General features: G+C 28.3%; 17 protein-coding genes. 10 read left to right on the top strand and 7 right to left on the bottom strand.

Going from position 1 to position 23629, the window contains the following annotated elements:
• Positions 1-25 precede the first annotated feature (25 nt).
• The 5 genes from BTURN675_RS02375 to BTURN675_RS02355 all read left to right on the top strand — a co-directional run bounded on the left by BTURN675_RS02375 (position 26) and on the right by BTURN675_RS02355 (position 6012).
• A complete protein-coding gene (locus BTURN675_RS02375; RefSeq protein WP_046288943.1) occupies positions 26-568 on the top strand; it encodes an NADH-quinone oxidoreductase subunit J in 543 nt (180 codons plus the stop codon).
• 23 nt (positions 569-591) lie between these two features.
• A complete protein-coding gene (gene nuoK / locus BTURN675_RS02370; protein ID WP_046288942.1) occupies positions 592-894 on the top strand; it encodes an NADH-quinone oxidoreductase subunit NuoK in 303 nt (100 codons plus the stop codon).
• Positions 891-2771, top strand: coding sequence for an NADH-quinone oxidoreductase subunit L (gene nuoL, locus BTURN675_RS02365; protein ID WP_046288941.1), 1881 nt, complete (start codon positions 891-893; stop codon positions 2769-2771). The genes nuoK and nuoL overlap by 4 nt, the downstream gene beginning before the upstream one ends.
• A 114-nt stretch (positions 2772-2885) precedes the next feature.
• A complete protein-coding gene (gene nuoM / locus BTURN675_RS02360; RefSeq protein WP_046288940.1) occupies positions 2886-4430 on the top strand; it encodes an NADH-quinone oxidoreductase subunit M in 1545 nt (514 codons plus the stop codon).
• Positions 4431-4461: 31 nt separating this feature from the next.
• Complete coding sequence (locus BTURN675_RS02355; RefSeq protein ID WP_046288939.1) at positions 4462-6012, top strand: NADH-quinone oxidoreductase subunit N; 1551 nt, start codon at positions 4462-4464, stop codon at positions 6010-6012.
• A gap of 78 nt (positions 6013-6090) precedes the next feature.
• Here BTURN675_RS02355 and yfaE read toward each other — a convergent pair whose 3' ends face one another.
• From yfaE to ubiG, 4 genes are all read right to left on the bottom strand, one after another.
• On the bottom strand, positions 6091-6369 hold the full coding sequence (gene yfaE / locus BTURN675_RS02350; protein ID WP_082086685.1) for a class I ribonucleotide reductase maintenance protein YfaE: 279 nt from the start codon (positions 6367-6369) through the stop codon (positions 6091-6093).
• A 94-nt stretch (positions 6370-6463) separates the two neighbouring features.
• Positions 6464-7594, bottom strand: a complete 1131-nt coding sequence (gene nrdB, locus BTURN675_RS02345) for a class Ia ribonucleoside-diphosphate reductase subunit beta (RefSeq protein ID WP_046288938.1) — start codon at positions 7592-7594, stop codon at positions 6464-6466.
• Between the two features lie 94 nt (positions 7595-7688).
• Positions 7689-9977 carry a class 1a ribonucleoside-diphosphate reductase subunit alpha gene (gene nrdA / locus BTURN675_RS02340; RefSeq protein WP_046288937.1) on the bottom strand — a complete coding sequence of 763 codons (2289 nt, stop codon included), beginning with the start codon at positions 9975-9977 and terminating at the stop codon, positions 7689-7691.
• A gap of 345 nt (positions 9978-10322) precedes the next feature.
• Positions 10323-11036 carry a bifunctional 2-polyprenyl-6-hydroxyphenol methylase/3-demethylubiquinol 3-O-methyltransferase UbiG gene (gene ubiG, locus BTURN675_RS02335; protein WP_046288936.1) on the bottom strand — a complete coding sequence of 238 codons (714 nt, stop codon included), beginning with the start codon at positions 11034-11036 and terminating at the stop codon, positions 10323-10325.
• Between the two features lie 360 nt (positions 11037-11396).
• Between ubiG and gyrA the strand changes: the two genes are divergently transcribed.
• The 3 genes from gyrA to BTURN675_RS02320 all read left to right on the top strand — a co-directional run bounded on the left by gyrA (position 11397) and on the right by BTURN675_RS02320 (position 17172).
• Positions 11397-13934 (top strand): DNA gyrase subunit A, encoded by a 2538-nt coding sequence (gene gyrA, locus BTURN675_RS02330; RefSeq protein ID WP_046288935.1) that lies wholly within the window; start codon positions 11397-11399, stop codon positions 13932-13934.
• A 643-nt stretch (positions 13935-14577) separates the two neighbouring features.
• Positions 14578-15705: a porin gene (locus tag BTURN675_RS02325; RefSeq protein WP_046288934.1), complete on the top strand. Its 1128-nt coding sequence runs from the start codon at positions 14578-14580 to the stop codon at positions 15703-15705.
• A gap of 369 nt (positions 15706-16074) precedes the next feature.
• Positions 16075-17172, top strand: a complete 1098-nt coding sequence (locus BTURN675_RS02320) for a D-alanine--D-alanine ligase family protein (RefSeq protein ID WP_046288933.1) — start codon at positions 16075-16077, stop codon at positions 17170-17172.
• Between the two features lie 260 nt (positions 17173-17432).
• On the opposite strand, the gene rplY is transcribed toward BTURN675_RS02320, so the two are convergent.
• A complete protein-coding gene (gene rplY, locus BTURN675_RS02315) occupies positions 17433-17723 on the bottom strand; it encodes a 50S ribosomal protein L25 (protein ID WP_046288932.1) in 291 nt (96 codons plus the stop codon).
• A gap of 467 nt (positions 17724-18190) precedes the next feature.
• On the opposite strand from rplY, the gene folE reads away from it, so the two are divergent.
• On the top strand, positions 18191-18835 hold the full coding sequence (gene folE, locus BTURN675_RS02310) for a GTP cyclohydrolase I FolE (RefSeq protein WP_046288931.1): 645 nt from the start codon (positions 18191-18193) through the stop codon (positions 18833-18835).
• A gap of 433 nt (positions 18836-19268) precedes the next feature.
• On the opposite strand, the gene metG is transcribed toward folE, so the two are convergent.
• Complete coding sequence (gene metG, locus BTURN675_RS02305) at positions 19269-20912, bottom strand: methionine--tRNA ligase (RefSeq protein ID WP_046288930.1); 1644 nt, start codon at positions 20910-20912, stop codon at positions 19269-19271.
• Between the two features lie 528 nt (positions 20913-21440).
• Between metG and gnd the strand changes: the two genes are divergently transcribed.
• Positions 21441-22847, top strand: a complete 1407-nt coding sequence (gene gnd, locus BTURN675_RS02300; protein WP_046289126.1) for a decarboxylating NADP(+)-dependent phosphogluconate dehydrogenase — start codon at positions 21441-21443, stop codon at positions 22845-22847.
• Positions 22848-23020: 173 nt separating this feature from the next.
• Here gnd and hisIE read toward each other — a convergent pair whose 3' ends face one another.
• Positions 23021-23626 carry a bifunctional phosphoribosyl-AMP cyclohydrolase/phosphoribosyl-ATP diphosphatase HisIE gene (gene hisIE / locus BTURN675_RS02295; protein WP_071840779.1) on the bottom strand — a complete coding sequence of 202 codons (606 nt, stop codon included), beginning with the start codon at positions 23624-23626 and terminating at the stop codon, positions 23021-23023.
• Positions 23627-23629: the final 3 nt, after the last annotated feature.

Raw genomic sequence — 23629 nt, 5'->3', positions numbered from 1 at the left:
ATATATTTTGAGGGTATATTGGACAATGGAGATATTATTTTATTTGTTTAACATAATTTCCATTATATCAGCGATTGGTGTGGTTTTAAATACTTATCCTGTATATGCTTTATTATGTTTAGTGGTTTCTTGTTTGTCGATTTCTTGTGTTTTTTTTCTTTTAGGTGCGTATTTAGCCGGTGCATTAGAAGTTATAATTTATGCTGGGGCTATTATGGTACTTTTTATTTTTGTGGTTATGATGTTAAATGTTGATGATTCTGAGTTGAAAAGTAATAGTTTAATGATTGAGCGTAGTATGAGCAGATTATTTTTGATTTTTATTTTTTCAGTAATTTCTTTGTATATTATTTGGAGTGGCAAGGGTGATTTTTATATTGACAATATAAGTAGAGAAATTATTACATTAAAAAGTGTTGGAATTAGTTTATTTGGATATTATTTGTTAGTGGTAGAAATGGCGTCAATGCTATTGTTAGCAGCATTAATAATATCTCTTCGAATTGGGGGTGGTTTTAGTGAGCTTGTTGGTGAGGGAGTCACTAAGGATAATACAACAATACAGTAAAGTCTCAGTTAGGAATAATATATATGATTCCATTATCGCATGGTATTAGTTTATCAGTTGTTTTATTTATTGTAGGATTGTTTGGAAGTATTGTACGGCGTAATTTTTTGTTTGTTTTATTAGGGTTAGAAATTATGATTAATGCTTCAGCTTTAATGTTTGTTTTAGTTGGTAATTATTTAGGTCATGAGGATGGTCAGGTGATTTATATTTTTATTATTACTATTGCTGTTTCTGAGGCTAGTGTATGTTTAGCGTTATTGTTAAAGATGTATAGGTATTATCATACTTTAGATATTGATAAAATTAGTGAGATGCGTAGATGAATTTTTTATTTTTGGTAATGTTGTTTCCATTATTAGGATTTGTTTTACTAATATCTTTTCAAAAATTATTTTCTAAGTATATGATTTCTACTATTGGTGTTGGAAGTATATGTTTATCGGTGTTATGTGCTACATGGGTATCGTTTGATTTTTTAAATCATGTTAGTGCTAATGAGAGTGAAAGTTCATTTTTTTTTGTTCAATCAGTTTATACATGGATTTCTTTAATTGATTTTTGTATTCCTGTAGTTTTTAGGTTAGATGGGTTATCTTTGAGTATGTTATTGTTAGTTACTTGGGTTAGTTTTTTGATTCATATATATTCTTTATCGTATATGTCTGATCATCCGTCGTATTTTCGTTTTTTGGCTTACATGAATTTGTTTGTTGCAAATATGATTATTTTAATATTGGCGGATAATTTATTGTTAATGTATTTTGGATGGGAAGGTGTAGGTTTGTGTAGTTATTTGCTTATTGGTTTTTATTATGTTGATAAAAAGCATGGAGAATCAGCATTAAAATCATTTCTTGTAACTCGTATTGGAGATATTTTTTTGTTATGTGCAATATTTATGTTTTATGCATGCTTCCATACATTAGATGTATATAAATTAATGTCATGTGTTTCTACAGAATTTTTTAGTATTTCTCCAAATTTGATTGCTTTGTTTCTAGTTATTGCTGCTGTAGCAAAATCAGCACAATTTCCTTTTCAAATATGGTTGTCAGATGCTATGGTAGCTCCTGCTCCGGTATCAGCATTAATTCATGCTGCGACCATGGTGACTGCTGGAGTTTATTTAATTGCTCGGACACACAATGTGTTTGTAATAGCTCCAAATATATTATACGTAATTGGTGTTATTGGATCAATAACTTTAATTATATCAAGTTGTTCGGCATTAGTACAAACTGATATTAAGAAAATTTTAGCATATTCTACTGTTGGTCAAATCAGCTATATGTTTATAGCTCTTTCTGTGCAAGCATGGGAATCATCGATTTTTCATTTAATGGTTCATGCCTTTTTTAAAGCATTATTGTTTCTTGCATCTGGATCTCTTATTATGATTTGTCATGGTGAGCAGAATATTTTTAAAATAGGTAAATTATATACATCTACACCGTTAATTTATTTTTCTTTTTTGGTAGGAGGAGCTTCATTATCTGCGATTCCTATAGTAACTTCTGGGTTTTATTCCAAAGGTGAAGTGCTTTGGAATGTGTTTCTTAGTAATAATTCTTTATTTATTATTGCGGGATTAATTGGATCATTTTTGACATCTTTGTATACTTTCCGTATGATTTTTATTATTTTTTATAGCGGCTCCAATGTAGTTAAGTCTAAATCATGTTATGATATTTTCCAGGGTTTATCGTTATTAATATTATTGGTGTTATCTACTTGTTTCGGGGCCTTATTAAGGCTTCCTATGTTTGGTGCATTGCCTTCATCTATGCAAATTTTAAACAATGGTGTTTGTGTTTATAATAAGTTTGTTTTTGAGATTTGTTTAGGTGTTATAGTTATTTCTGGGTGTTTTTTATCTGGTTTATATTATTTATGTTCATATCGTTTTATGCTATTAGATAAGTTGTTGAATTGTTTATTAGGGAGAGTGTTTGTAGAGTTTGTTTTTGTTGGTTGGGGATGTGATTGGATATATAAACACATTGTTATTAAGCCTTATTTGTTGATTGCTCGTGTGTTTTCTTTTGATCCAGTGCATTATGTATTATATTTCAGTGTACGTAATATAGTTAATTTTTTTTCTGACAGATTGGTATTGAGTGAAAATGGTCAGATTCGTCATTATATTATGTCCGTTATATTTGGTATAACAGTTCTTTTGTTGATATTGATGTTTTTATGAAAGAAAACATTTGTAGCGGTGTGTGTTACGTAATGTTTTTATATGTTTGTTTATATAAGTGAGTTTTTTAGTTATTGTTGGCGTATAGTTAGTAATTATTAATTAGGATATATTATGTTGTTATTTTATCTTGTATTTATTCCGTTTTTAACTGGTATTATATGCTGGTGTTCTGAATGTATTAATAAGGTGTTACCTCGTTGGTTTGCTTTAATTGGTATAGGAGTAACATTTATAATAACATTAGCTCTATGTGTACAGAGTGGAAAATATATGTTGGATGTTGTTCAATGTTCTGTTTCATCCCATTGGCAGAAGGAATATGTTTGGTCTTGGGTTTCTCGGTTTGATATTAATTTTCGTTTAGCGTTAGATGGATTGTCATTGTTGATGGTGATGTTGTCTGGTTTTTTGGGGGTTTTATCTGTTCTTTGTTCATGGAAAGAAGTTAGACGTCAGGTGGGTTTTTTTTATTTTAATTTACTTTGGCTTATTTCATGTGTTATTGCTGTATTTTTATCAATCGATATGTTTTGTTTCTTTTTGTTTTGGGAAATGATGATTTTTCCAATGTATTTATTAATTTCTTTATGGGGGCATAAATTTTCAAATGTTGAAATTAGAATTCAAGCTGCTGTAAAATTTTTTATTTATTCTCAAATTAGTGGGTTAGTTATGTTGGTGGCTATTTTGGGGTTAGTATTTGTAAATTATAATGTTAATGGTGTGTGGACATTTAATTACGATAATTTATTATTTGTGTCTATGCCGATTCATATAGAATATTTATTAATGTTGGGCTTTTTTGTTGCTTTTGCTGTTAAATTGCCGATTATTCCATTTCATGGTTGGTTATCTGATGCTCATAGTGAGTCACCAACTGCTGGTTCTGTAGATTTATCTGGTATCTTATTAAAGATAGCGGCATATGGTTTGTTTCGATTTAATTTACCATTATTTCCTAATGCTTCCAGAGGATTTTCTTTTATTGGAATTTTTTTAGGAGTGATCAGTATTTTTTATTTTGCTTGGATATCTTTTTCTCAAACTGATATTAAGCGATTAATAGCTTATAGTAGCATGTCTCATATGGGATTTATATTATTAGCAGTATATAGCGGTGATCTGTTGGCTTATCAAGGTGCAGTTATACATATAGTAGCTCATAGTTTGTCTACGGCAGGTATGTTTATTCTTTGTGGACAGTTGTTTGAGCGGATACATATACGAGATATGAGAATAATGGGTGGATTATGGGATAAATTACATTTAATTCCTGGTTTGTCTTTGTTATTTTCGATATGTATGTTAGGTTTGCCTGGTACTGGAAATTTTATTGGTGAAGTGATGATTTTATTTGGGCTGTTTCATACTTATCCTGTTATTGCATCAATTTCTGCTTTTGGAAGCATCTTTGCATCAGTTTATTCATTGATTTTTATACATCGTATTTATTACGGTATATCGAAGATTAACAATAATTATTCTTCTTTATCATTTTCTCTATTATCATTTCGTGAACAAGTAATTATTTTCCCGTTGTTATTTTTTGTGATTTGTTTGGGATTTTTCCCACAGCCTGTTATAGATATATCATTCATTTCGATGAACAATATTTATAAATGTTTTAAGAATGTTGTTCGTTTTCCTGTTCCATAAATAATATATATAACGGGGATTATAATTTATTATGATAATGACTTTTCAAGACATGATAGGATTGTTACCATTATTAATATTATGTGTAACGACATTATGTGTATTATTGTTTGTTTTGTTTTACCGTTGTCATTGTGTAACTTTTTTTATAACGATATTTGGAGTTACTACATCTTTTGTTTCGTTATATATAGTATGGAAATATGAGGTACATGAAATTGCAAATTTATTTTATATAGATAAGTTTTCAATTTTATGTATGGTGTTGGTTTTGCTTGCTAGTTTTGTGACTAGCATCGTATCTTATATGTGGTTGGCTTATAATCGTTGTGTTTATTCTGATGAGTTTTATTTGTTATTGTTAATTCTTACTATTGGTGCCGTGATAGTAGTTAATACTAGTCATTTAGTAATGTTATTTTTTGGAATTGAGTTGGTTTCTTTGCCTTTGTTTGGTATCATAGGTTATGTTACTGCACGGCAATATGTTTTAGAAGCTACTATTAAATATGTTGTATTATCTGCTATATCTACTGCATTTTTATTATTTGGTATAGCTTTGGTATATGCTGAAACAGCTTGTTTATCATTTATTGATCTTTTTGCTGAATTAGTTATGAGGGCAAATGTGTTTAGTCAGTCAATGATATTGATGCTTGGTATATCGATGATGTTGGTGGGATTTGGTTTTAAATTATCGTTAGTACCGTTTCATTTATGGACAGCTGATGTTTATCAAGGTGCTTCAGAAATAGCAGGAATGTGTTTAGCTACGATTAATAAAATTTCTGTGTTTTCTATATTAGTTCGTTTTTTTCTTTTATTTCCAGCATCTTATAATAAGATAATTTACATTTTGGTTATAATTTCTTGTGTTTCAATGTTATTTGGTACTTTAATGGCTATTAAACAAGACAATATAAAAAGGATTTTAGCATATTCTTCTGTTACACACACTGGTTATCTATTAGTAGGTGTGATAGGTAGTATGAAACAATCATTTCCTGTTCGTAATTTTAATGTATTGAATACATTTACAGATGGTATAGAAACTATCAGTATTTGTTTAGTGAATTATTGTTTTGCTACATTAGGGGCATTTATTGTATTTAGTTTAGTATTTTGTATATATTATTACGATAAAAATGAAGATCCAGGTATATTAAATTTATATCGGGGTTTATTTTGGAAGGATCCAATATTATCAATAGCATTTACCATTATAATACTAGCGTTAGCTGGTGTTCCTGCAACATTAGGATTTATTTGTAAATTTTATTTGATTATATTTGGTGTAGAACGAGAATTGTGGTGGTGTGTGGCTTTTATGGTTTTTTGTTCTGGAGTGAGCGTATTATATTATTCACGTGCGATAATTATTTTATATTTAAGTCCGTTGCCTTCTAGGGATTTTTATGTACGGTGTAGTAATGGTTCTTTTGCTTTTTTAAATTCCTATTATAATAATAAGCAATTAGTTATGGTGCTATGTGCGCTTTGTATTGTTTTAGTATTTTCTGTATTACTAGCATTTTTTGGTATTTTTCCTCAGTGTTTATTATATTTATTATCTTTGATATAGTATGTTCAGTGGTTGTAGTTTGTTAAATTTTGATTATTATCGTGTTATAAAAACAATAAAATTGGAATTTATTATTGATTATAATTTTATTTGAATGTTAGTTTTTGGTAGTGTGCAACAAATAAGAATTTCATGTTTTTGAACATATGCTAATGGTTGTTTGAGGTATGTAATTGTACCATATATTAATGATGCACGACATACTCCGCAATATCCTGCACGGCATTGAGAATTGGTTGTAATGTTGTTTGCTTCTAGTGTTTCTAAAATTGAGCAATATTTTTTATGATATAACACTCTAGTTGTTTGATTGTGTATACAAATGTATAGTTGTTGAATATTTATTATCTTTGACATTGAATTTGTTATTATTTGGTTGTTTTAATTAGTCTGTATTATTTAATTAAATATTATAGTAATATTATTGCTATTATGTGATATGTAGTGTTTGTTACAACGTGAAATCATCAAAATCTGAATAATTAATAGTAGAGTCTATTTGGCCTATTAGATATGAAGTTGTTTCTGATTCTTGTGGTGCAACTTGCACATTATCTGATGTTAACCATGCGTTAATCCATGGTATTGTATTGGAAATCGTATTAAATTGTGGATTTAAACCCAGAGATTGCATTCGAATATTTGTAATATATTCAATATATTGGCAGAGAATTTCTTTATTCAATCCTAGCATTGATCCGTTTTCAAATAAATACTGTGCCCATGTTTTTTCTTGTTCTGCTGCTGATAAAAATATTTTATAAGTTTCTTGTTCGCATTCTAAAGCTATTTCAGCCATTTCTGGATCGTCTTTTCCTGATTTCATGAGATTTAATATATGTTGTGTGCCAGTTAAGTGTAATGCTTCATCTCGTGCAATAAGTCGTATTATTTTAGCATTTCCTTCCATTAATTTTCTTTCAGCAAATGCGAATGAACAGGCAAAGCTTACATAAAATCGAATAGCTTCTAATACATTAACATTGATTAAGCATAGGTATAATCTTTTTTTTAGTTCATGTAAATTAATTGAGATTTTTTTATTATTAATTATATGAATTCCATTACCTAATAAATGGTAATAATTTGTTAATTCGATTAATTTGTCATAATAGCTGGAAATATCTTTGGCTCTGTTTAGTATATTGTTATTATTAATAATGTTATCAAAAATAATCGATGGCATGTTAACGATATTTCGAATTATATGAGTATATGATCGCGAATGAATAGTTTCAAAAAAGGCCCATGTTTCTACCCATGTTTCTAGCTCTGGGATAGATATTAATGGTAGAAGAGCAATATTTGGACTTCTTCCTTGAATAGAGTCTAATAAAGTTTGGTATTGTAAATTGCTAATAAAAATATGTTTTTCATGTTCTGCAAGTGATTGATAGTCGATTCGATCTTTTGAAATATCAACTTCTTCTGGTCTCCAAAAGAAAGATAATTGTTTTTCAATGAGTTTTTCAAAGATATTGTGTTTTTGTTGATCAAATCGTGCAATATTTACTGATTGACCGAAAAACATTGGTTCAAGAAGTTGATTGTTGTTGTTTTTTGAAAAAGTTGTATATGACATATTATATTCCATAAAGTTTGTTTTTTTTAAAAATATTTAGTAAATTTAATTTTAGATAGTTAATTATTCAATAATTACATATTATATAAAAATATTAAATTATGCAGGCATTTCCTGTGCACATATTTTGTGGATTATCATGTTGTGTTGTTGTTTGTTGTGTATCATTAGCGTTATCTCTTGTGTTATGGTAGTACAATGTTTTTATCCCGTATTTATATGCTAGTAGTAAATCTGATAATAGTTGTTTCATTGGAATTTTTGAATTTGAAAATCGGGATGGGTCATAGTTTGTGTTGGCAGAAATAGATTGGTCGATAAATTTTTGCATAATACTTACTAGTTGTAAGTAACCATTGTTGTTTGGAATATCCCATAATAGTTCATATTCATTTTTTAAATTTATAGATTCAGGTACTGTTTGTCGCAAAATCCCATCTTTAGATGTTTTAATACTAACAAAACCTCGTGGTGGTTCAATGCCGTTTGTGGCGTTAGAAATTTGTGATGAAGTTTCTGATGGCATTAATGCTGATAGTGTAGAATGTCTAAGACCATATTTTTGAATGTTCATTCGTAATTTTGTCCAGTTATAATATAACTTCTCATTTGTTAAAGTATCTACATCTTTTTTGTAAGTATCTATAGGTAATATACCTTTCGAATATGTAGTTTCATGAAATAATGAGCAAGTTCCTCGTTCTTTAGCAAGGGTATTTGAGGCGCTTAAAAGATAATATTGAAGTGCTTCAAATGTTCTGTGTGTTAAGTTATTCGCACTTCCATCTGAATAACGAACTTTATTTTTAGCTAAATAATAGGCATAGTTTATAACCCCGATACCTAATGATCGCCGTTTGATTGCGCTATATTTGGCAGAACGTATTGGATAATTTTGATAATCTAGTAATTCATCTAAGGCACGAATTAGTAATATAGATAATTTAGATAAATCTTTAAGATCATCGATAGCTCCAAGATTAAACGCAGATAATGTGCATAAAGCGATTTCACCTGAATCATCATTAATGTTTTGTAAAGGTTTAGTTGGTAATAGAACTTCCATACATAGATTAGATTGGCGAATTGGTGCTATTTTACTGTCAAATGGGCTGTGAGTATTACAATGATCTACGTGTTGAATATAAATGCGTCCAGTGGAAGCACGTTCTTGCATCATGAGTGAAAATAGGTCTACTGCTTTAATTTTTTTTTGACGTATTTTCGAATTTTTTTCATACATTACATATAAATTTTCGAAGTTTATTTGATTTTCAAAAAATGAGTTGTATAAATCTGGTACATCGGAAGGGCTAAATAATGTAATTTCTTTTCTTTCTAGTAATCGCTGGTACATTAATTTATTAATTTGCACCCCGTAATCTAAATGTCTAATTCTATTACTATCTATACCCCGATTATTTTTTAAAACTAATAAATTTTCTATTTCTAAATGCCAAATAGGATAAAATAGTGTTGCTGCTCCACCTCGCACTCCCCCTTGTGAACAAGATTTAACTGCTGTTTGAAAATGTTTGTAAAACGGAATACAACCAGTATGAAATGCTTCTCCATTTCGTATAGGGCTTCCAATGGCTCGGATTCGTCCTGCATTAATTCCAATTCCTGCTCGTTGTGAAACATATTTTACAATAGCACTGCTAGTAGCGTTAATTGAATCTAGATTATCAGCACATTCAATAAGAACACAAGAACTGAATTGTCTTGTTGGAGTTCGTACTCCTGCCATAATTGGGGTGGCTAGTGAAATTTTAAATGTGGATACTGCATTGTAAAATTCTTTTATATAATACATGCGATGTGTGTCAGAATATTTAGAAAATAAACAGGCGGAAATTAATATATACATGAATTGTGGACTTTCATAAATTTCTCCACTAACTCGATTTTGTATTAAATATTTGCCTTCCAACTGTTTAACTGCGGCGTAAGAAAAATTCATATCACGGTGATGATCAATGAAGTTGTTCATTTTTTCAAAATCTTCTGGACTATAATTTTGTAATAAATGTTTGTCATATTTTCCTATTTCAACTAGTCGCAAAACATGTTGGTATAGTTTGGGTGGTTCAAATTTACCATATGCTTTTTTACGTAGATGAAATATTGATAAACGTGCTGCTAGATATTGATAGTCGGGTGTTTTTTGAGAAATTAAGTCTGCTGCTGATTTGATAATAGTTTCTTGAATATCTGATGTTTTAATTCCATTATAGAATTGTATATGTGCGCGTAATTCGACTTGTGAAACTGAAACGTTTTTTAGGTTTTTAGCTGCCCAATTTATGACTTTGTGAATTTTATCAAGGTTAATAAGTTCTTGGGATCCGTTACGTTTTGTAACTACTAGATTATGATTCATATTTTTGCCTGATGATTTTTTTATTTAATTATTTTTCTTTTTTGTTAGTAGAAATTATTTTAAAGTGTGCATTTTGGGTGGTGGTTAATTGTTATATTTTTTTGTGACATTGTATGATAATTTTAATTTGGAATAACAAAATTATTTTAAATTTAAATTTATATGTAAGTTAAGTGTTGTGAATTATTAAATTAAAAAAGTAAAACGGGATGTTTATATTAAATATATTAAATATGTTTATATGTTTATGTTTATATTGAATATGTTTATATTAAATTATATACATTGTAATGATTCAAATTAAATTATATACATTTTAATGATTCAAGATGTTTAATTATTAGTTTATTGTGTAATATGTTTAGCATGTAGTATGTAGTTTGTATTGAGATTATTGGATAATTTATATTTTTTAGATATTATGTTAAAGGATAGTCCGATTATTTTTTTTGCTTGTAAGTGTGCTGTGTCCGTCCATGCTAATAGTTCGGATGGTTTAATGAATTTTTTAAATTGATGTGTTCCGTACGGGAGAATGTTAAATATATATTCAGCTCCCCCAATAATAATTAGCCATGAAATAATAGTACGATTTAGTGTAGAAAAAAAAATGTTGCCATTAATTTTTAATGCATAAGCGCATGATTGTATAATTGATATAGGGTTTGGTACGTGCTCTAAGACTTCCATGCAAGTGATTATATCATATTTATGTTTGTTTTTACGTGCGTGTTGTTCTATTGTTTCATTAATATAATTAATCTGTATTTTTTGTTGGTTAGCGTGTTTTTGTGCAGCTTGAATTGTATTTTCTCCTATGTCTAGACCAGTAACATGTGCTCCTTTTTCGGCCATACTCTCAGAGAGGATCCCTCCACCACAGCCAACATCTAATATTTTTTTTTTAAATATTCCATTACTACAGTTTGTAATGTATTTTAATCTAATAGGATTAATTTGATGTAGTATTTTAAATGTTCCATTTTTGTCCCACCAGTGGTTAAAAAGTGTGTCAAATTTTATTTTTTCGTTATAATCAATATTATTATTATCGTTCATGGAGTTGTTATAGTATATGAGTTATTGTAGCAGTATATATTTACATATATTATATTTTTAATACATTATAATTTTTTACACTAACTATGTTGGTTGGATTGGATGTCATGGATTTTAAATCGGCTAATTTAAGGTTTTTAAATATTTTTTAATACAAATAATAATTTTTTCATTATATGCTATTTTTTATCGTAAAGTTATTATATTTTATAATATATGTGAAAATGAATTATTTTTGTAAAATTTTTTAATTTTAAATTTGTTGTGTGAATTTAGTTTGTGTTTTAACGTGTTTATATTTAGTTATTTGATTGTTGTTAATTATTTACTGCTAAGCAACTTGAAATTTGATGAATTATTATGGCAAAAGAGATTATAGAGATTAACATTGAAGAAGAGTTAAAGCGTTCATATTTAGATTATGCAATGTCGGTGATTATTGGTCGAGCATTGCCTGATATACGAGATGGACTAAAACCTGTGCATCGTCGAATATTGTATGCAATGTATATTCTTAATAACAATTGGGATAAAGTTTATAAAAAATCTGCTCGTGTGGTCGGTGATGTGATTGGTAAATATCATCCTCATGGAGATACTGCTGTATATGATGCAATTGTACGTATGGCGCAATCTTTTTCTATGCGATATCTTTTAGTGGATGGACAAGGAAATTTTGGTTCTGTTGATGGTGATCCGGCTGCAGCAATGCGTTATACCGAAATACGTATGTCTAAAGTAGCTCATGAATTACTGTTTGATTTAGATAAAGAGACTGTTGATTATGAATCTAATTACGATGGGACTGAGCAAATTCCGGTTGTATTGCCTACTCGAATTCCAAATTTATTAATTAATGGTTCCACTGGAATTGCTGTTGGTATGGCGACAAATATCCCCCCTCATAATCTTTGTGAGGTTGTTAATGCTTGTTTGGCTTTTATAGAAAATGAAGATATTAGTGTGGATGAATTGATGAATTATATTCCTGGGCCAGATTTTCCAACTGCAGCTATTATTATTGATGATTCTCATGGTATTAAAGAAGCATATAGTACCGGTAGGGGTAAAATTCATATTCGTGCCCGTGTTAAAATTGAAACAGATTCTAAAAATAATAAAGAATTTATTGTTATATATGAAATACCATATCAGGTAAATAAAGGACGTTTAATTGAAAAAATCGCTGAATTAATTAAGGAAAATCGTTTAGAAGGTATCGCTGGATTATGTGATGAATCTGACAAAGATGGTATGAGAATTGTAATTGAAGTAAAGCGTGATGCTGTTTCTGAAGTAGTATTGAATAATTTATATTCACTAACTCAGTTGCAAATTTCATTTGGAATTAACATGGTTGCTTTGGATCATGGTCAACCTAAAATTCTTTCATTAAAGCAAATTCTATCTGCTTTCATATATCATCGTCGTTCTATAATTATTCGTCGTACTATTTTTGAGCTTAAAAAAGCTAAAAATAGGATGATTGTTTTGGAAGCTCTAGTAGTTGCTTTATTTAATATTGATGAGATTATTTCATTAATTCGTGATTCGTCTACTTCAGTAGGTGTTACGAGTTCTTTAATGTCTACTTCTTGGGAATTAGGTTCTGTTGTGATGATGCGAGGAATGGTTTCTAGTAATATATTTGAATCTTCATGGTTGGAAAGTATGCATGTTGGTATTCGTGATAATTTGTATTATTTTAGTAAAGAGCAAGTGCAGGCCATTTTAGATTTACGTTTATATAAATTAACTAGTTTAGAATATGATAAGTTATTGAATGAATATAAAGAATTATTGTTAAAAATTGAAAATTTGATTGATGTTTTAAAACATTCGAAACGTTTAACGAGTGTTATTTGTGAAGAGTTAACAAGTATTAAAGCACGATATTCAGATGCACGTCGTACTGAAATTATACGAGATTTTTCTAAAATTAATGTTGAAGATTTAATTGATCGAGAGGATGTGGTAGTAACATTATCTTATCAAGGATATGTCAAATATCAACCATTAGCGGATTACGAAGCACAGCGGCGAGGAGGTAAGGGTAGATTGATAACACGAGTTAAAGAAGAAGATTTTATTACTAGGTTATTAGTGACAAATACTCATGATACTATTTTGTTATTTTCTAATTATGGTCGTATATATTGGATGAAGGTATATCGGTTGCCAGCAGCGAAACATATTTCTCGTGGTCGGCCTATTGTTAATTTATTACCTTTGGAGTCCCGTGAACGTATTACAGCTATTTTACCTATTCGTAAATATGAAATAGGATGTCAGGTATTTATGGCTACTAGTAGTGGATTAGTGAAGAAAACTTCTTTAACTGAGTTTTGTCGTCCTCGAAATATGGGTATTATTGCATTGAATTTAAATAAAGGTGATGAGTTAATTGGTGCTGATATTACTTATGGTGATAATGAAGTTATGTTATTTTCTAAATATGGGAAAGTAGTACGTTTTCAGGAAAATCAGGTTCGTAGTGTGGGACGTACAGCAATTGGTGTGCGAGGTATGAATTTATTGAATGGTGATCATGTAGTTTCTTTAATTATACCTCGGGGTGATAGTTCTATTTTGACGGTAACTAGACATGGTTATGGTAAGCGTACCAATAAAATTGAATATCCAGTTAGGTCTCGTGGTATTTTAGGTGTAATTGCTATAAAAGTTAATAATCGGAATGGTAATGTTGTTGGTTCAATACAAGTTGATGATGATGATGAAATTATGATGATTACTGATTGTGGTAGATTGGTACGAATTCGTGCATCAGAAATTAATATTTTTAGTAGAAATACTCAGGGTGTATTATTAATTCGTACTGCTAATAATGAGCGATTAGTCAGTTTACAACGTGTTGTTGAATCTGTGGAGAAGAATTAAAGAGTATATTAAGTTAAGTATGTTATTATCATGGATGTATTGCGTTAATTTTTTTAAGTATTTGTATTATTCATACATAAATAAGAATAAGAAATAAGATAAGGTTGTTATAATTTGTTTAGTGACATTTTGTTAGAGTTTAAAATTGAGTTGTTTATGGTGATGTTAAAAATGGTTTATGTGTATGATATGTGTATGGTAGGGTATTTTTAATGAAAAGACATTTTAATGAAAAGACAACAATAGTATTGTATCACATGTTAATAAATTTGATATTTGTTAATAATTTCAAGCGTTTTACGCGTTTAGATTGGGTTTGATTTTTGTATTTTAAATTATGTATATTGAATTTTTTTGTAAATTTTGTATTTATTGTTTCAGGTTAAAATAGATTTAAGTTATGTATATTGCAGTTTTTTAAATTATTTTCAGTGTTTTGTTTTAGAATATACTTAAAATTAGTAGAAAGATTTTTTTTATTATAGTAGAATACAGGTTGTGCTATTACCTGATTTTGTGTCTATTTATGTTGTTTTTTTTGGATGATTGCACTAAAAGTAGAGTGGTAAATTTGTTATTATTTAGTTTTCTTTAGTTTTTTTATGTTAGTGACTTAATTGTTATTGATTAAAGGGGTGTCAATATGAAATTACGGTGTTTTTGTACTCTGATTTTAACTATATCCATGCTTCATATTGCAAGTGCTGTTGAAGTTTATAATAAAAATGGGAGTACGTTAGAATTATTTGGAAGTTTTAATGGGGGGCATTATTTATCACCTGATGAAAATAAGAAGGGTGATCGTTCTTTTCTAAGGTATGGTTTAATTGGAAAAACATGTCTTAGTGATACGGTTGTTGGTTTTGGTATGTGGGAAGACGAAGTAAATTTTCAATATATTGAAGGTAATAACAATATTAAAGATAATTTTGTTCGTCTTGGATATGCTGGTGTGCAATATGGTATTTTTGGTACTATTGATTACGGTAGAAATTATGGTTTGTTGTATGATGTGGGTGCTTGGACGGATGTAATGCCTGAATTTGGTGGTGATACTTCTTTAGTTGACAATTTTCTTTCTAGTCGTGCATCTAATGTTGTCACTTATCGTAATGCCAATTTTTTTGGCTTAGTGAATGGTTTAGATTTTGCGGTGCAATATCAAGGTAAAAATGATGAATCTCAAACTAGTGGTCGTACTGTAAAGGAAGCTAATGGTATTGGTTATGGTGTTTCTGCTTCTTATTCTTTTGATAATGGAGTATCTACAGCTGCTGCTTATACCAATAATAATCGTACGGTTGGGCAAAAAACTTTAGTGAATGCTGCGGATAATTATTCTGGAAATGATAAAGTTGAAGCTTATTCTATAGGTTTGAAATACGATAATAACAATATTTATTTAGCAGCATTATATGGTGAAGTGAAAAATATGATACCGTTTGGTGTTTTTGAGGATTCTTTTAATACTGATCGTGTGTATGGTTTTGTTGATAAAGCAAAAAATGTTGAATTAGTTGCGCAATATTGTTTTGATTTTGGTTTACGTCCTTCTATTGGTTATTTGCATTCTAAAGCTAGTGATATGATTAATGGTTATGATTGTTATTTAAAGAAATATATCGAAGTTGGTAGTATTTATAATGTACATAAAAATATTTCTACTACTATGGATTATCGTATTAATTTGCTTAAAAAGAATGATTTTACTAATGCTGCACAGATATCTACGGATAATATTTTTGCCTTTGGTATGGTTTATACTTTTTAATAATAATTAATAGTATGATTAGTAATCATATTTTTTACATATAATTATTATATATAGAGTTAGTATATCGTCCATAAAGGAATGTTAATTGGTGAATAGATGTTTTGCTGTTAGTAGTAATATAAATAACGTGCGACTCATGATATTGATATATTGATGGGTCGCTTTTTTTTGTAAAAATTATATAATATTTGTTTTATTAATAATATTTTGTATGACATGAATATGTTACTTTTTTTTAGACATCCGTTGTGTTCAGTGTATTTTTAGTTATCTAAAAATAGATATAAATATTAGGTGATGACATTAAAGTAATATTAGATAATATTAATGTTGTTTAATGTTCAGAGGATAAATTAATATTTTATTATGTCCAAATTGCATGTTGGTATTGTTTTTGGTGGTGTGTCGTTAGAACATGATATTTCGTTACAATCTGCTAAAAATATTGCATGTGTTATTGATCAAAATCGATTTACAATAATAATGATTTTTGTTGATAAGAAGGGAATATGGCATCGGGAAGATATGACGAATAAAATAAGTTTTTCAAAGATTAGGGGTGTTATTTTTGATTTTTATCAATATTTTAAGTATCGACTAAGTAGCAGTATATCACAATGCGAATCATGTGTATTGTCTAGATGTTTTAGTGATTTTGAAATTTTATCTGGCCTTGATGTTGTTTTTCCAATTATTCATGGTGGATTTGGTGAGGATGGTTCTTTACAAGGTTTATTGAAAATAAAAAAAATTCCATTTGTTGGTAGTGGTGTTTTAGGTTCTGCAATTAGTATGGATAAGGATATTACCAAGCGGTTATTACATGATGCTGGTTTAATGGTGGCTCCTTTTGTCACATTAACTGAATCTGACGAACAGTTGGATTTTGAATACTATGCGGATGTTTTTGGTTTACCATTTTTTGTGAAACCAGCCTGCCAAGGTTCTTCGATTGGCACGTCAAAAGTGTTTAATCGTAAAGATTTTTGTTCAGCTATAAATTTAGCTTTTAGCTTAGATTATAAAGTTTTGATAGAGGCAGCTATTGTTGGTAGAGAGTTAGAATGTGCAGTGTTAGGAAATAATGATTTAAGAATAAGTGTTTGTGGTGAAATTTTGTTAGATAAAAATACTTTTTATACTTATCAAAATAAGTATCAAGAGTGTGTGGAAATTGTTATTCCTGCAAAAATTAGTCATGATGTTAGTGACAAGATATATAGCGTTGTTTTACGGGCGTTTCGTGTTTTACAATGTTGGGGTATGGCCCGTGTAGATTTTTTTTTAACATCTGATTTTCGTGTTATAATCAATGAGGTGAATACATTGCCAGGTTTTGCTGTTACTAGTATGTACCCTAAATTATGGGAAGCTAGTGGTTTGAATTCGAAAGATTTAGTGACTATCTTAATAGAGTTAGCATTAGAATCTCGAGAAGACGATAAAAAACGTATTTTCAGTTGATATTTTATTGTAATTTATTGTGTTTTTCTAATGATTATGATATTTACAGTAGAATTGTTTTAATTTTTAATGATAATAGTTATTATGAATTTGTATTGGTTTTTTTAGCATTGGTTTTTTGTCACGGTATATACTGTAGCTGAGCGTGATTTATCGATAGTTAATGAAGTTATCAGGATGATGTGATTTTTCGTATGTTTTTTATGTTAATAAAAGCATATTAATTATTGTGTTTATTCAAATTTTTATTTGTATTATAGTTACATTTGATAAAGAAAGTCTATATGTGTTATTGTTTTTTTAAATGGATGGTATTGTATATGACAAATTTTTGTTATATAACGTTGGTTGTTATTAATGATAATTTCAATAGTTTTTTTATAAAAATCGTTCGTTCGTTGTATATTTGAAATAATATTTTGGTTGATTATAATAGTAATGTTTGGTTGTTGTTTTCCATAGATTACTCCTGGACATTTGTTTTGTCTTCGTAATTTTCGGCTGTTTTTTGTTCCTATTTTTTTTCTATGTTCAGCATGAATGACAAGCATAATGTATTATTTAAAATTTTGAAAATTAAAAATACGATAAAAATATCATATTATATATTGAGATGCAATGTATATGATTGATTATGTGTTTTAAAGTTGAGTAAATTTTTTATCGTTGCATTATGTGTTTTTTATATTTCAGAACGTTGTTTATTAAAATATGTTGTGTATTGTAAATGGTGAATTATTTGTAAAAAATTTTTATGATTAATTCACAAAATGGTAGGAAAAGTATGGTAATTATTATTTAGCATATATATTTTTGATTTTTAACATTTTGTATTTTACGTGTAGTAATGTCATGATTGATTTATAAAATAATAGTATTTTATATTTAGTATATTTATTATGATTTTTATGTGGACTGTAGTTAATTTTATTTAGATAGATAATATTTCATAATGTGATTTAACATAAAATATTAATATTTTTTTGACTTGAATATTTTAAAAGATAGGCAAATGTTTATGATATTTTTGACGGAGCAAGCGTTATTAGTGCGTGATACTTTATTATTACAGGGTTTAGAAACTCCTTTTTTAGTACAGAGTGGATTAAAAAATAGGTTAAATGATCAAGTAAGAGAGGCACGTATTGCAGAAAATATGTTAGCTATTTTACATTTATTAAATATTGATTCGCAACATGATAGTATTATAGATACACCTAAACGTATTGCAAGAATGTATCTTAAAGATTTTTTTTATGGTTTAAATTATGCTAATTTTCCAAAAATTACAATGTTTAAAAATACCATGAATATGGATGAAGTGATTACTGTTCGAAATATTAATGTCATTAGTATGTGTGAACATCATTTTATTATTTTTTCTGGTATTGCTACTGTAGCGTATATTCCTAATAAACATATTATTGGTTTATCAAAGATTAATAGATTGGTTGATTTTTTTTCTAGACGTCCTCAGGTACAGGAACGTTTAACTAAACAAATTTTTTTAGCATTACAAGTGTTATTAGATACTAAAAATGTGGCGATTTCTATTGATGCTGTTCATTTTTGTGTTAAGGCTCGTGGAGTTGGTGATAATAGTAGTACTATTACTTTTGCATCAGGTGGAATATTAAAAAAAACGGGAAATAATATTTATTGAGAGTTTTTAAAAATGATTGTGTATTATTATAATGTTGTGTTGATATTAATAATATTGAAACATGTTATATTATGTTATTTTTTATAAAATATTAGAGTTGAATGTGTGTGAATATGTTGTTACTTACTTTAAGATAAAGTTATATTAGATAAATAGTAAAATGCAGTGATATGTGAGTAATTTAGATTTTATTCGATGATAGTTAGTGTGTTATTATTACACTATATAGTAGTGATTAGTTGTTATTAAGTTTCTTTTGATGTATAAAAAAATATGTAATAATTGTAATTTGTGGTGCGATTTACAAGTATGGTGGTGGTGTTTAGTTGTTGTTGATATATCAATGGTTAGTAATGGTTAATATCTTAAAAACAATTTGGTGTTATATAAAAATAAGTTTTGTAAAATTTAAATAAAAAGTTTTGAAGTGATGTTAATTGTTCTCTGTTGCGGATAGTATTTTGTTGATTTCTTGTGTTGTGATTCGTGTGAATAGTGTTTTAAATGGTTGAATATAGTGTTGTTCAGTTAGTGGTTTGTGAATGCTCTCCCAAGTTAGTATAGTGTTAAGAAATATTTCAGTATTATTTGCTAATACTGGTGTTATTGGTTTCATATAAATCATTATCACACGGAATAATTGTATCCCCATAGAATAAATGGCTTGTGTTTGTTTTTTATTGGTATACTGTTTTTTCCATGGACATTGTTCATCTATGTATCGATTAGCTAAATCTGCTAGTTGTATTATTTTTTTAGTTGCTCGATTTAAGTTTCGTTTTTGAAATGCTTCTCCAATATAGTTAGCAGCTGTGGTAAATGTGTTATATATTATGGGTTCAAGAAGATAGTTTGATAATGCTCCATTACAGTATTGATTGATAAATTTTGCATTTCTTGCTGCCAAATTGACTATTTTGTTGACAATATCTCCATTTATTTTGTGTATAAGTTCATTGAAGTTTAAATCAATATCATCAATGTTAGATGATAGTTTAGTTGCATAGTAATATCTTAATGTTTCTGGATTTAAATGGGATAGATAAGTTTTTGCTTTTATTAATGTGCCATGGGATTTTGAAATTTTTCTGCCATTAATTGTTACATGTCCATGAACAAATATGTTAGTTGGTTTTCGAAATTGGCTACCTTCTAATATTGCTGGCCAAAATAAAATATGAAAATATATTATATCCTTGCCAATAAAATGATAAATTTTATTTTTTGAATTTTGTGCCCAAAATTCTTCAAAAGATATATCATGTATTTTCTTACATAAATTTTTAAATGTTCCCATATATCCAATGGGGGCATCCATCCAAACATAAAAATATTTTTTATTTGAATCAGGTAATTTAAATCCAAAATATGGTTCGTCTCGGGAGATATCCCATGATTTTAATCCTGTGCTGAACCATTCTTCCATTTTATTAATAATTTCTGTTTGTAAATTATTAGATTTAATCCATTGGTATAACATATTTGTGAAATATGTTAAATTGAAAAAAAAATGTTCAGTTTGTTGTATGATTGGTATTGTATTTGATATTGTTGATCGAGGGTGAATTAGTTCAGTAGAATTATAAATGGCTCCGCAAATTTCACAATTGTCACCATATTGGTTTAATGCTTGACATTTAGGACATTTTCCTTTAATGAATCGATCAGGTAAAAATATTTTTTTTTCTGTATCATATAGTTGAGAGATGAGTTTTGATTGTATTAATCCTCTTTTTTTTAGGCGAAGGTATATGAGTGTTGAGAGTTCTAAATTTTCTATACTATGTGTAGAATAATAATTATCGTAATTTATTAAGAATTTTTTAAGATCTTGATTATGTTCTTTATGAATTTGTTGAATCATTATTTCTGGTGATATTCCGAGTTTTTGTGCTTTAAGCATAATAGCTGTTCCATGGGCGTCATCGGCGCATATAAAGTAAACAGTTTTACCTCGCATTTTTTGGTAGCGGACCCAGATATCTGCTTGTATATGTTCTAACATATGCCCAAGGTGCAATGGTCCATTAGCGTATGGTAATGCACATGTCACTAATATTTTTGGTGTGTTATGCATGTGTGATTTTTAGTTAAATGGTTAAGTTTGATTGATAATTGGTTATTATTATATTAAGTACATTAATTTAAATATATTTAAAATAAATATTATATTTTTAATACAATTAATAATTGTAAGTTATGTAATTTTTAAGTGGTTTTATACTTAAAATATTTTTTATGATTTATATAAATAGCTATTGTTTGAATATTATGTATTAGAATGTGAATATGTTCATGTGTGAATTATATATGTTGTAGTAGTAATGATTATGATTATATAGTAATGGTTATGATTATATATCTATATTGTCTGTTTTAAAATATTTTTAATTGTAGATTGATATGATATTTTTTTTGATGAAATTTTTTTTGTTTATATGTTTGTTTTTATATTTTATTTTTTTATTTTTTAAAGAAATTAAACGGATATAGTAATATTGTTAAATATAGGATAATATACATTATATTTATTAAATTTAACATGTATATATTTTATGTTATATTGTAAAATTTTTTATTTTATTTTATATTAGGTGATTGTATGCTGATTAAAAAAAGAGTAGGTATAGTTGGTATGGGTATCATGGGAAAAAGTTTAGCCCTGAATTTTGAAAGACATGGTTATAGTGTTTCAATATTTAATCGGTCTTATAATAAAGTTGAAAGTATCATATTGCAGCATGTAGGGAAAAAATTGTTTGCGTATTCTTCTATTAAAGATTTCGTGCTTTCTTTAGAGAGCCCCCGCTGTATTTTAATTATGATTCAGTCTGGAGCGAGTGTGGATCAAATAATTATGTCAATGGTTCCTTATTTAGAAAAAGGTGATGTGCTTATTGATGGTGGAAATTCTTTTTATAAAGATACGGTTCGCAGAAATTTTGAGTTATTTAATTTAGGAATTTATTTTATTGGCTTAGGTATTTCTGGTGGAGAATTTGGTGCATTGTATGGACCTGCTTTTATGCCAGGTGGACAAAAGAGTGGTTATAATATAATTGAACCGATTTTAAAAGATATTTCTGCAGATTTTGATGGTGAACCGTGTATATTTTATATTAGTTCTGATGGATCTGGACATTATGTGAAAATGGTTCATAACGGTATTGAATATGCTGATATGCAATTAATAGCAGAATCATATGCATTATTAAAATATCTTTTAAATTTCAGTAATGAAGATTTGTCAAAAATTTTCAATGAATGGAATCAAGGTGAATTAAATAGTTATTTAATAGGTATTACAAAAGATATTTTGATCAGAAAAAATGAGAAAGGATATTATTTATTGGATTCTATTTTAGATGAAGCAGAAAGTAAAGGTACAGGTCAGTGGATTAGTCAAAGTGCTTTAGATAATAATGAACCATTAAATATTATTACTGAATCTGTTTTTGCGCGTTATTTATCTGTATTGAAATCTCAACGTGTTTGTGCATCTAAGGTTTTATTAGGTCCTTCTGTAAGAAGAATTGATTGTGATCCTGATAAGTTTATTGAAAAAATTAGGAAAGCTTTATATTTGTCTAAAATAATGTCTTATGCTCAAGGGTTTTCGCAATTACGAGTAGCTGCTAATCAAAATAATTGGAATTTAAATTTTAGCAATATTGCTAAAATTTTTCGTGCTGGTTGTATTATTCGTGCACAACTTTTACAAAATATTGTACATGTATATAAGGATAATCCCTCAATAATTAATTTGTTATTAGCGCCTTATTTTAAAGATATTGCAAATTTTTATCAAGAATCTTTAAGAGATATAGTGATTTGTGCAATTCAAAATGGAGTTCCTGTGCCTGCATTTTCAGCTGCTATAGAGTATTACGATAGTTATCGTTCAGCTGTGCTTCCAGCAAATTTAATTCAGGCTCAACGTGATTATTTTGGGGCTCATGGTTATAAGTGTATTGATAATAAGGATGATATTTTTCATGCTAACTGGTTATAATAAATGGGATATAAATAAATAATATATTTTTACAGTATGGAGTGAGTTTGATATTAAAATAAGTTTTAAAACTTAATTTTTTGAGAGTTTAAAGCCATTTTGATGGTATAATAGATGTGGATGTTTTTAAAACAATTAAGAATGTGATTTTATAATTAACGGTGCTTATATTATTATGTAATAATTTTGTTGTGTCGATCATGCAAACATTTGATAATATTAGTTAAATTTAAAGATTGTGTTTCTAAAAGAACCAATAAGTGATAAATTAGGTCAGCGGCTTCGTTAATAAGTTCTTTTTTGTTTTGTGTTACAGCAGCTAAAGCGGTTTCTATTCCTTCTTCTCCAACTTTCTGTGCAATTCGTTTGCTTCCACTAGCGTATAGTTTTTTAGTATATGAGTTTTTTAAATATGAACATTTTCTATTTTTTACAATTTCTTCTAATTTATATAAAAACCCCCAATCGGTCATAGCAGGATAAAAACAAGTACTATTATTTTTGTGGCAAGTTGGTCCATTTGGAAGAACTAACATGAGTAATGTATCTTTATCACAATCTTCGTAAGCACGAATGAATTGTAATCGATTTCCAGATGTTTCTCCTTTTGTCCATAATCTTTTTTTACTGCGAGAAAAAAATGTTACATAGCCACTATTTTTTGTTATTTTTATTGATTCATCATTCATATATCCTAACATTAGCACTTCACCTGAAATAGCATGTTGGATAATTGTTGGAGTTAGGTTGTGCATCAATTTCTTCCAATTTAGTGAGATAGT

The sequence above is a fragment of the Blochmannia endosymbiont of Polyrhachis (Hedomyrma) turneri genome (assembly GCF_000973505.1).
Taxonomy (GTDB): Bacteria; Pseudomonadota; Gammaproteobacteria; order Enterobacterales; family Enterobacteriaceae; genus Blochmanniella.
Note: the sequence above shows the minus strand (reverse complement) of the source record. Positions and strands in the feature narration are given on the sequence as shown.

Excerpts from the sequence above, each read along its gene's own strand:
- BTURN675_RS02375 (WP_046288943.1), top strand. The coding sequence starts at position 26 with ATGGAGATATTATTTTATTTGTTTAACATAATTTCCATTATATCAGCG.
- nuoK (WP_046288942.1), top strand. The coding sequence starts at position 592 with ATGATTCCATTATCGCATGGTATTAGTTTATCAGTTGTTTTATTTATT.
- nuoL (WP_046288941.1), top strand. The coding sequence starts at position 891 with ATGAATTTTTTATTTTTGGTAATGTTGTTTCCATTATTAGGATTTGTT.
- nuoM (WP_046288940.1), top strand. The coding sequence starts at position 2,886 with ATGTTGTTATTTTATCTTGTATTTATTCCGTTTTTAACTGGTATTATA.
- BTURN675_RS02355 (WP_046288939.1), top strand. The coding sequence starts at position 4,462 with ATGATAATGACTTTTCAAGACATGATAGGATTGTTACCATTATTAATA.
- yfaE (WP_082086685.1), bottom strand. The coding sequence starts at position 6,369 with ATGTCAAAGATAATAAATATTCAACAACTATACATTTGTATACACAAT.
- nrdB (WP_046288938.1), bottom strand. The coding sequence starts at position 7,594 with ATGTCATATACAACTTTTTCAAAAAACAACAACAATCAACTTCTTGAA.
- nrdA (WP_046288937.1), bottom strand. The coding sequence starts at position 9,977 with ATGAATCATAATCTAGTAGTTACAAAACGTAACGGATCCCAAGAACTT.
- ubiG (WP_046288936.1), bottom strand. The coding sequence starts at position 11,036 with ATGAACGATAATAATAATATTGATTATAACGAAAAAATAAAATTTGAC.
- gyrA (WP_046288935.1), top strand. The coding sequence starts at position 11,397 with ATGGCAAAAGAGATTATAGAGATTAACATTGAAGAAGAGTTAAAGCGT.
- BTURN675_RS02325 (WP_046288934.1), top strand. The coding sequence starts at position 14,578 with ATGAAATTACGGTGTTTTTGTACTCTGATTTTAACTATATCCATGCTT.
- BTURN675_RS02320 (WP_046288933.1), top strand. The coding sequence starts at position 16,075 with ATGTCCAAATTGCATGTTGGTATTGTTTTTGGTGGTGTGTCGTTAGAA.
- rplY (WP_046288932.1), bottom strand. The coding sequence starts at position 17,723 with ATGCTTGTCATTCATGCTGAACATAGAAAAAAAATAGGAACAAAAAAC.
- folE (WP_046288931.1), top strand. The coding sequence starts at position 18,191 with ATGATATTTTTGACGGAGCAAGCGTTATTAGTGCGTGATACTTTATTA.
- metG (WP_046288930.1), bottom strand. The coding sequence starts at position 20,912 with ATGCATAACACACCAAAAATATTAGTGACATGTGCATTACCATACGCT.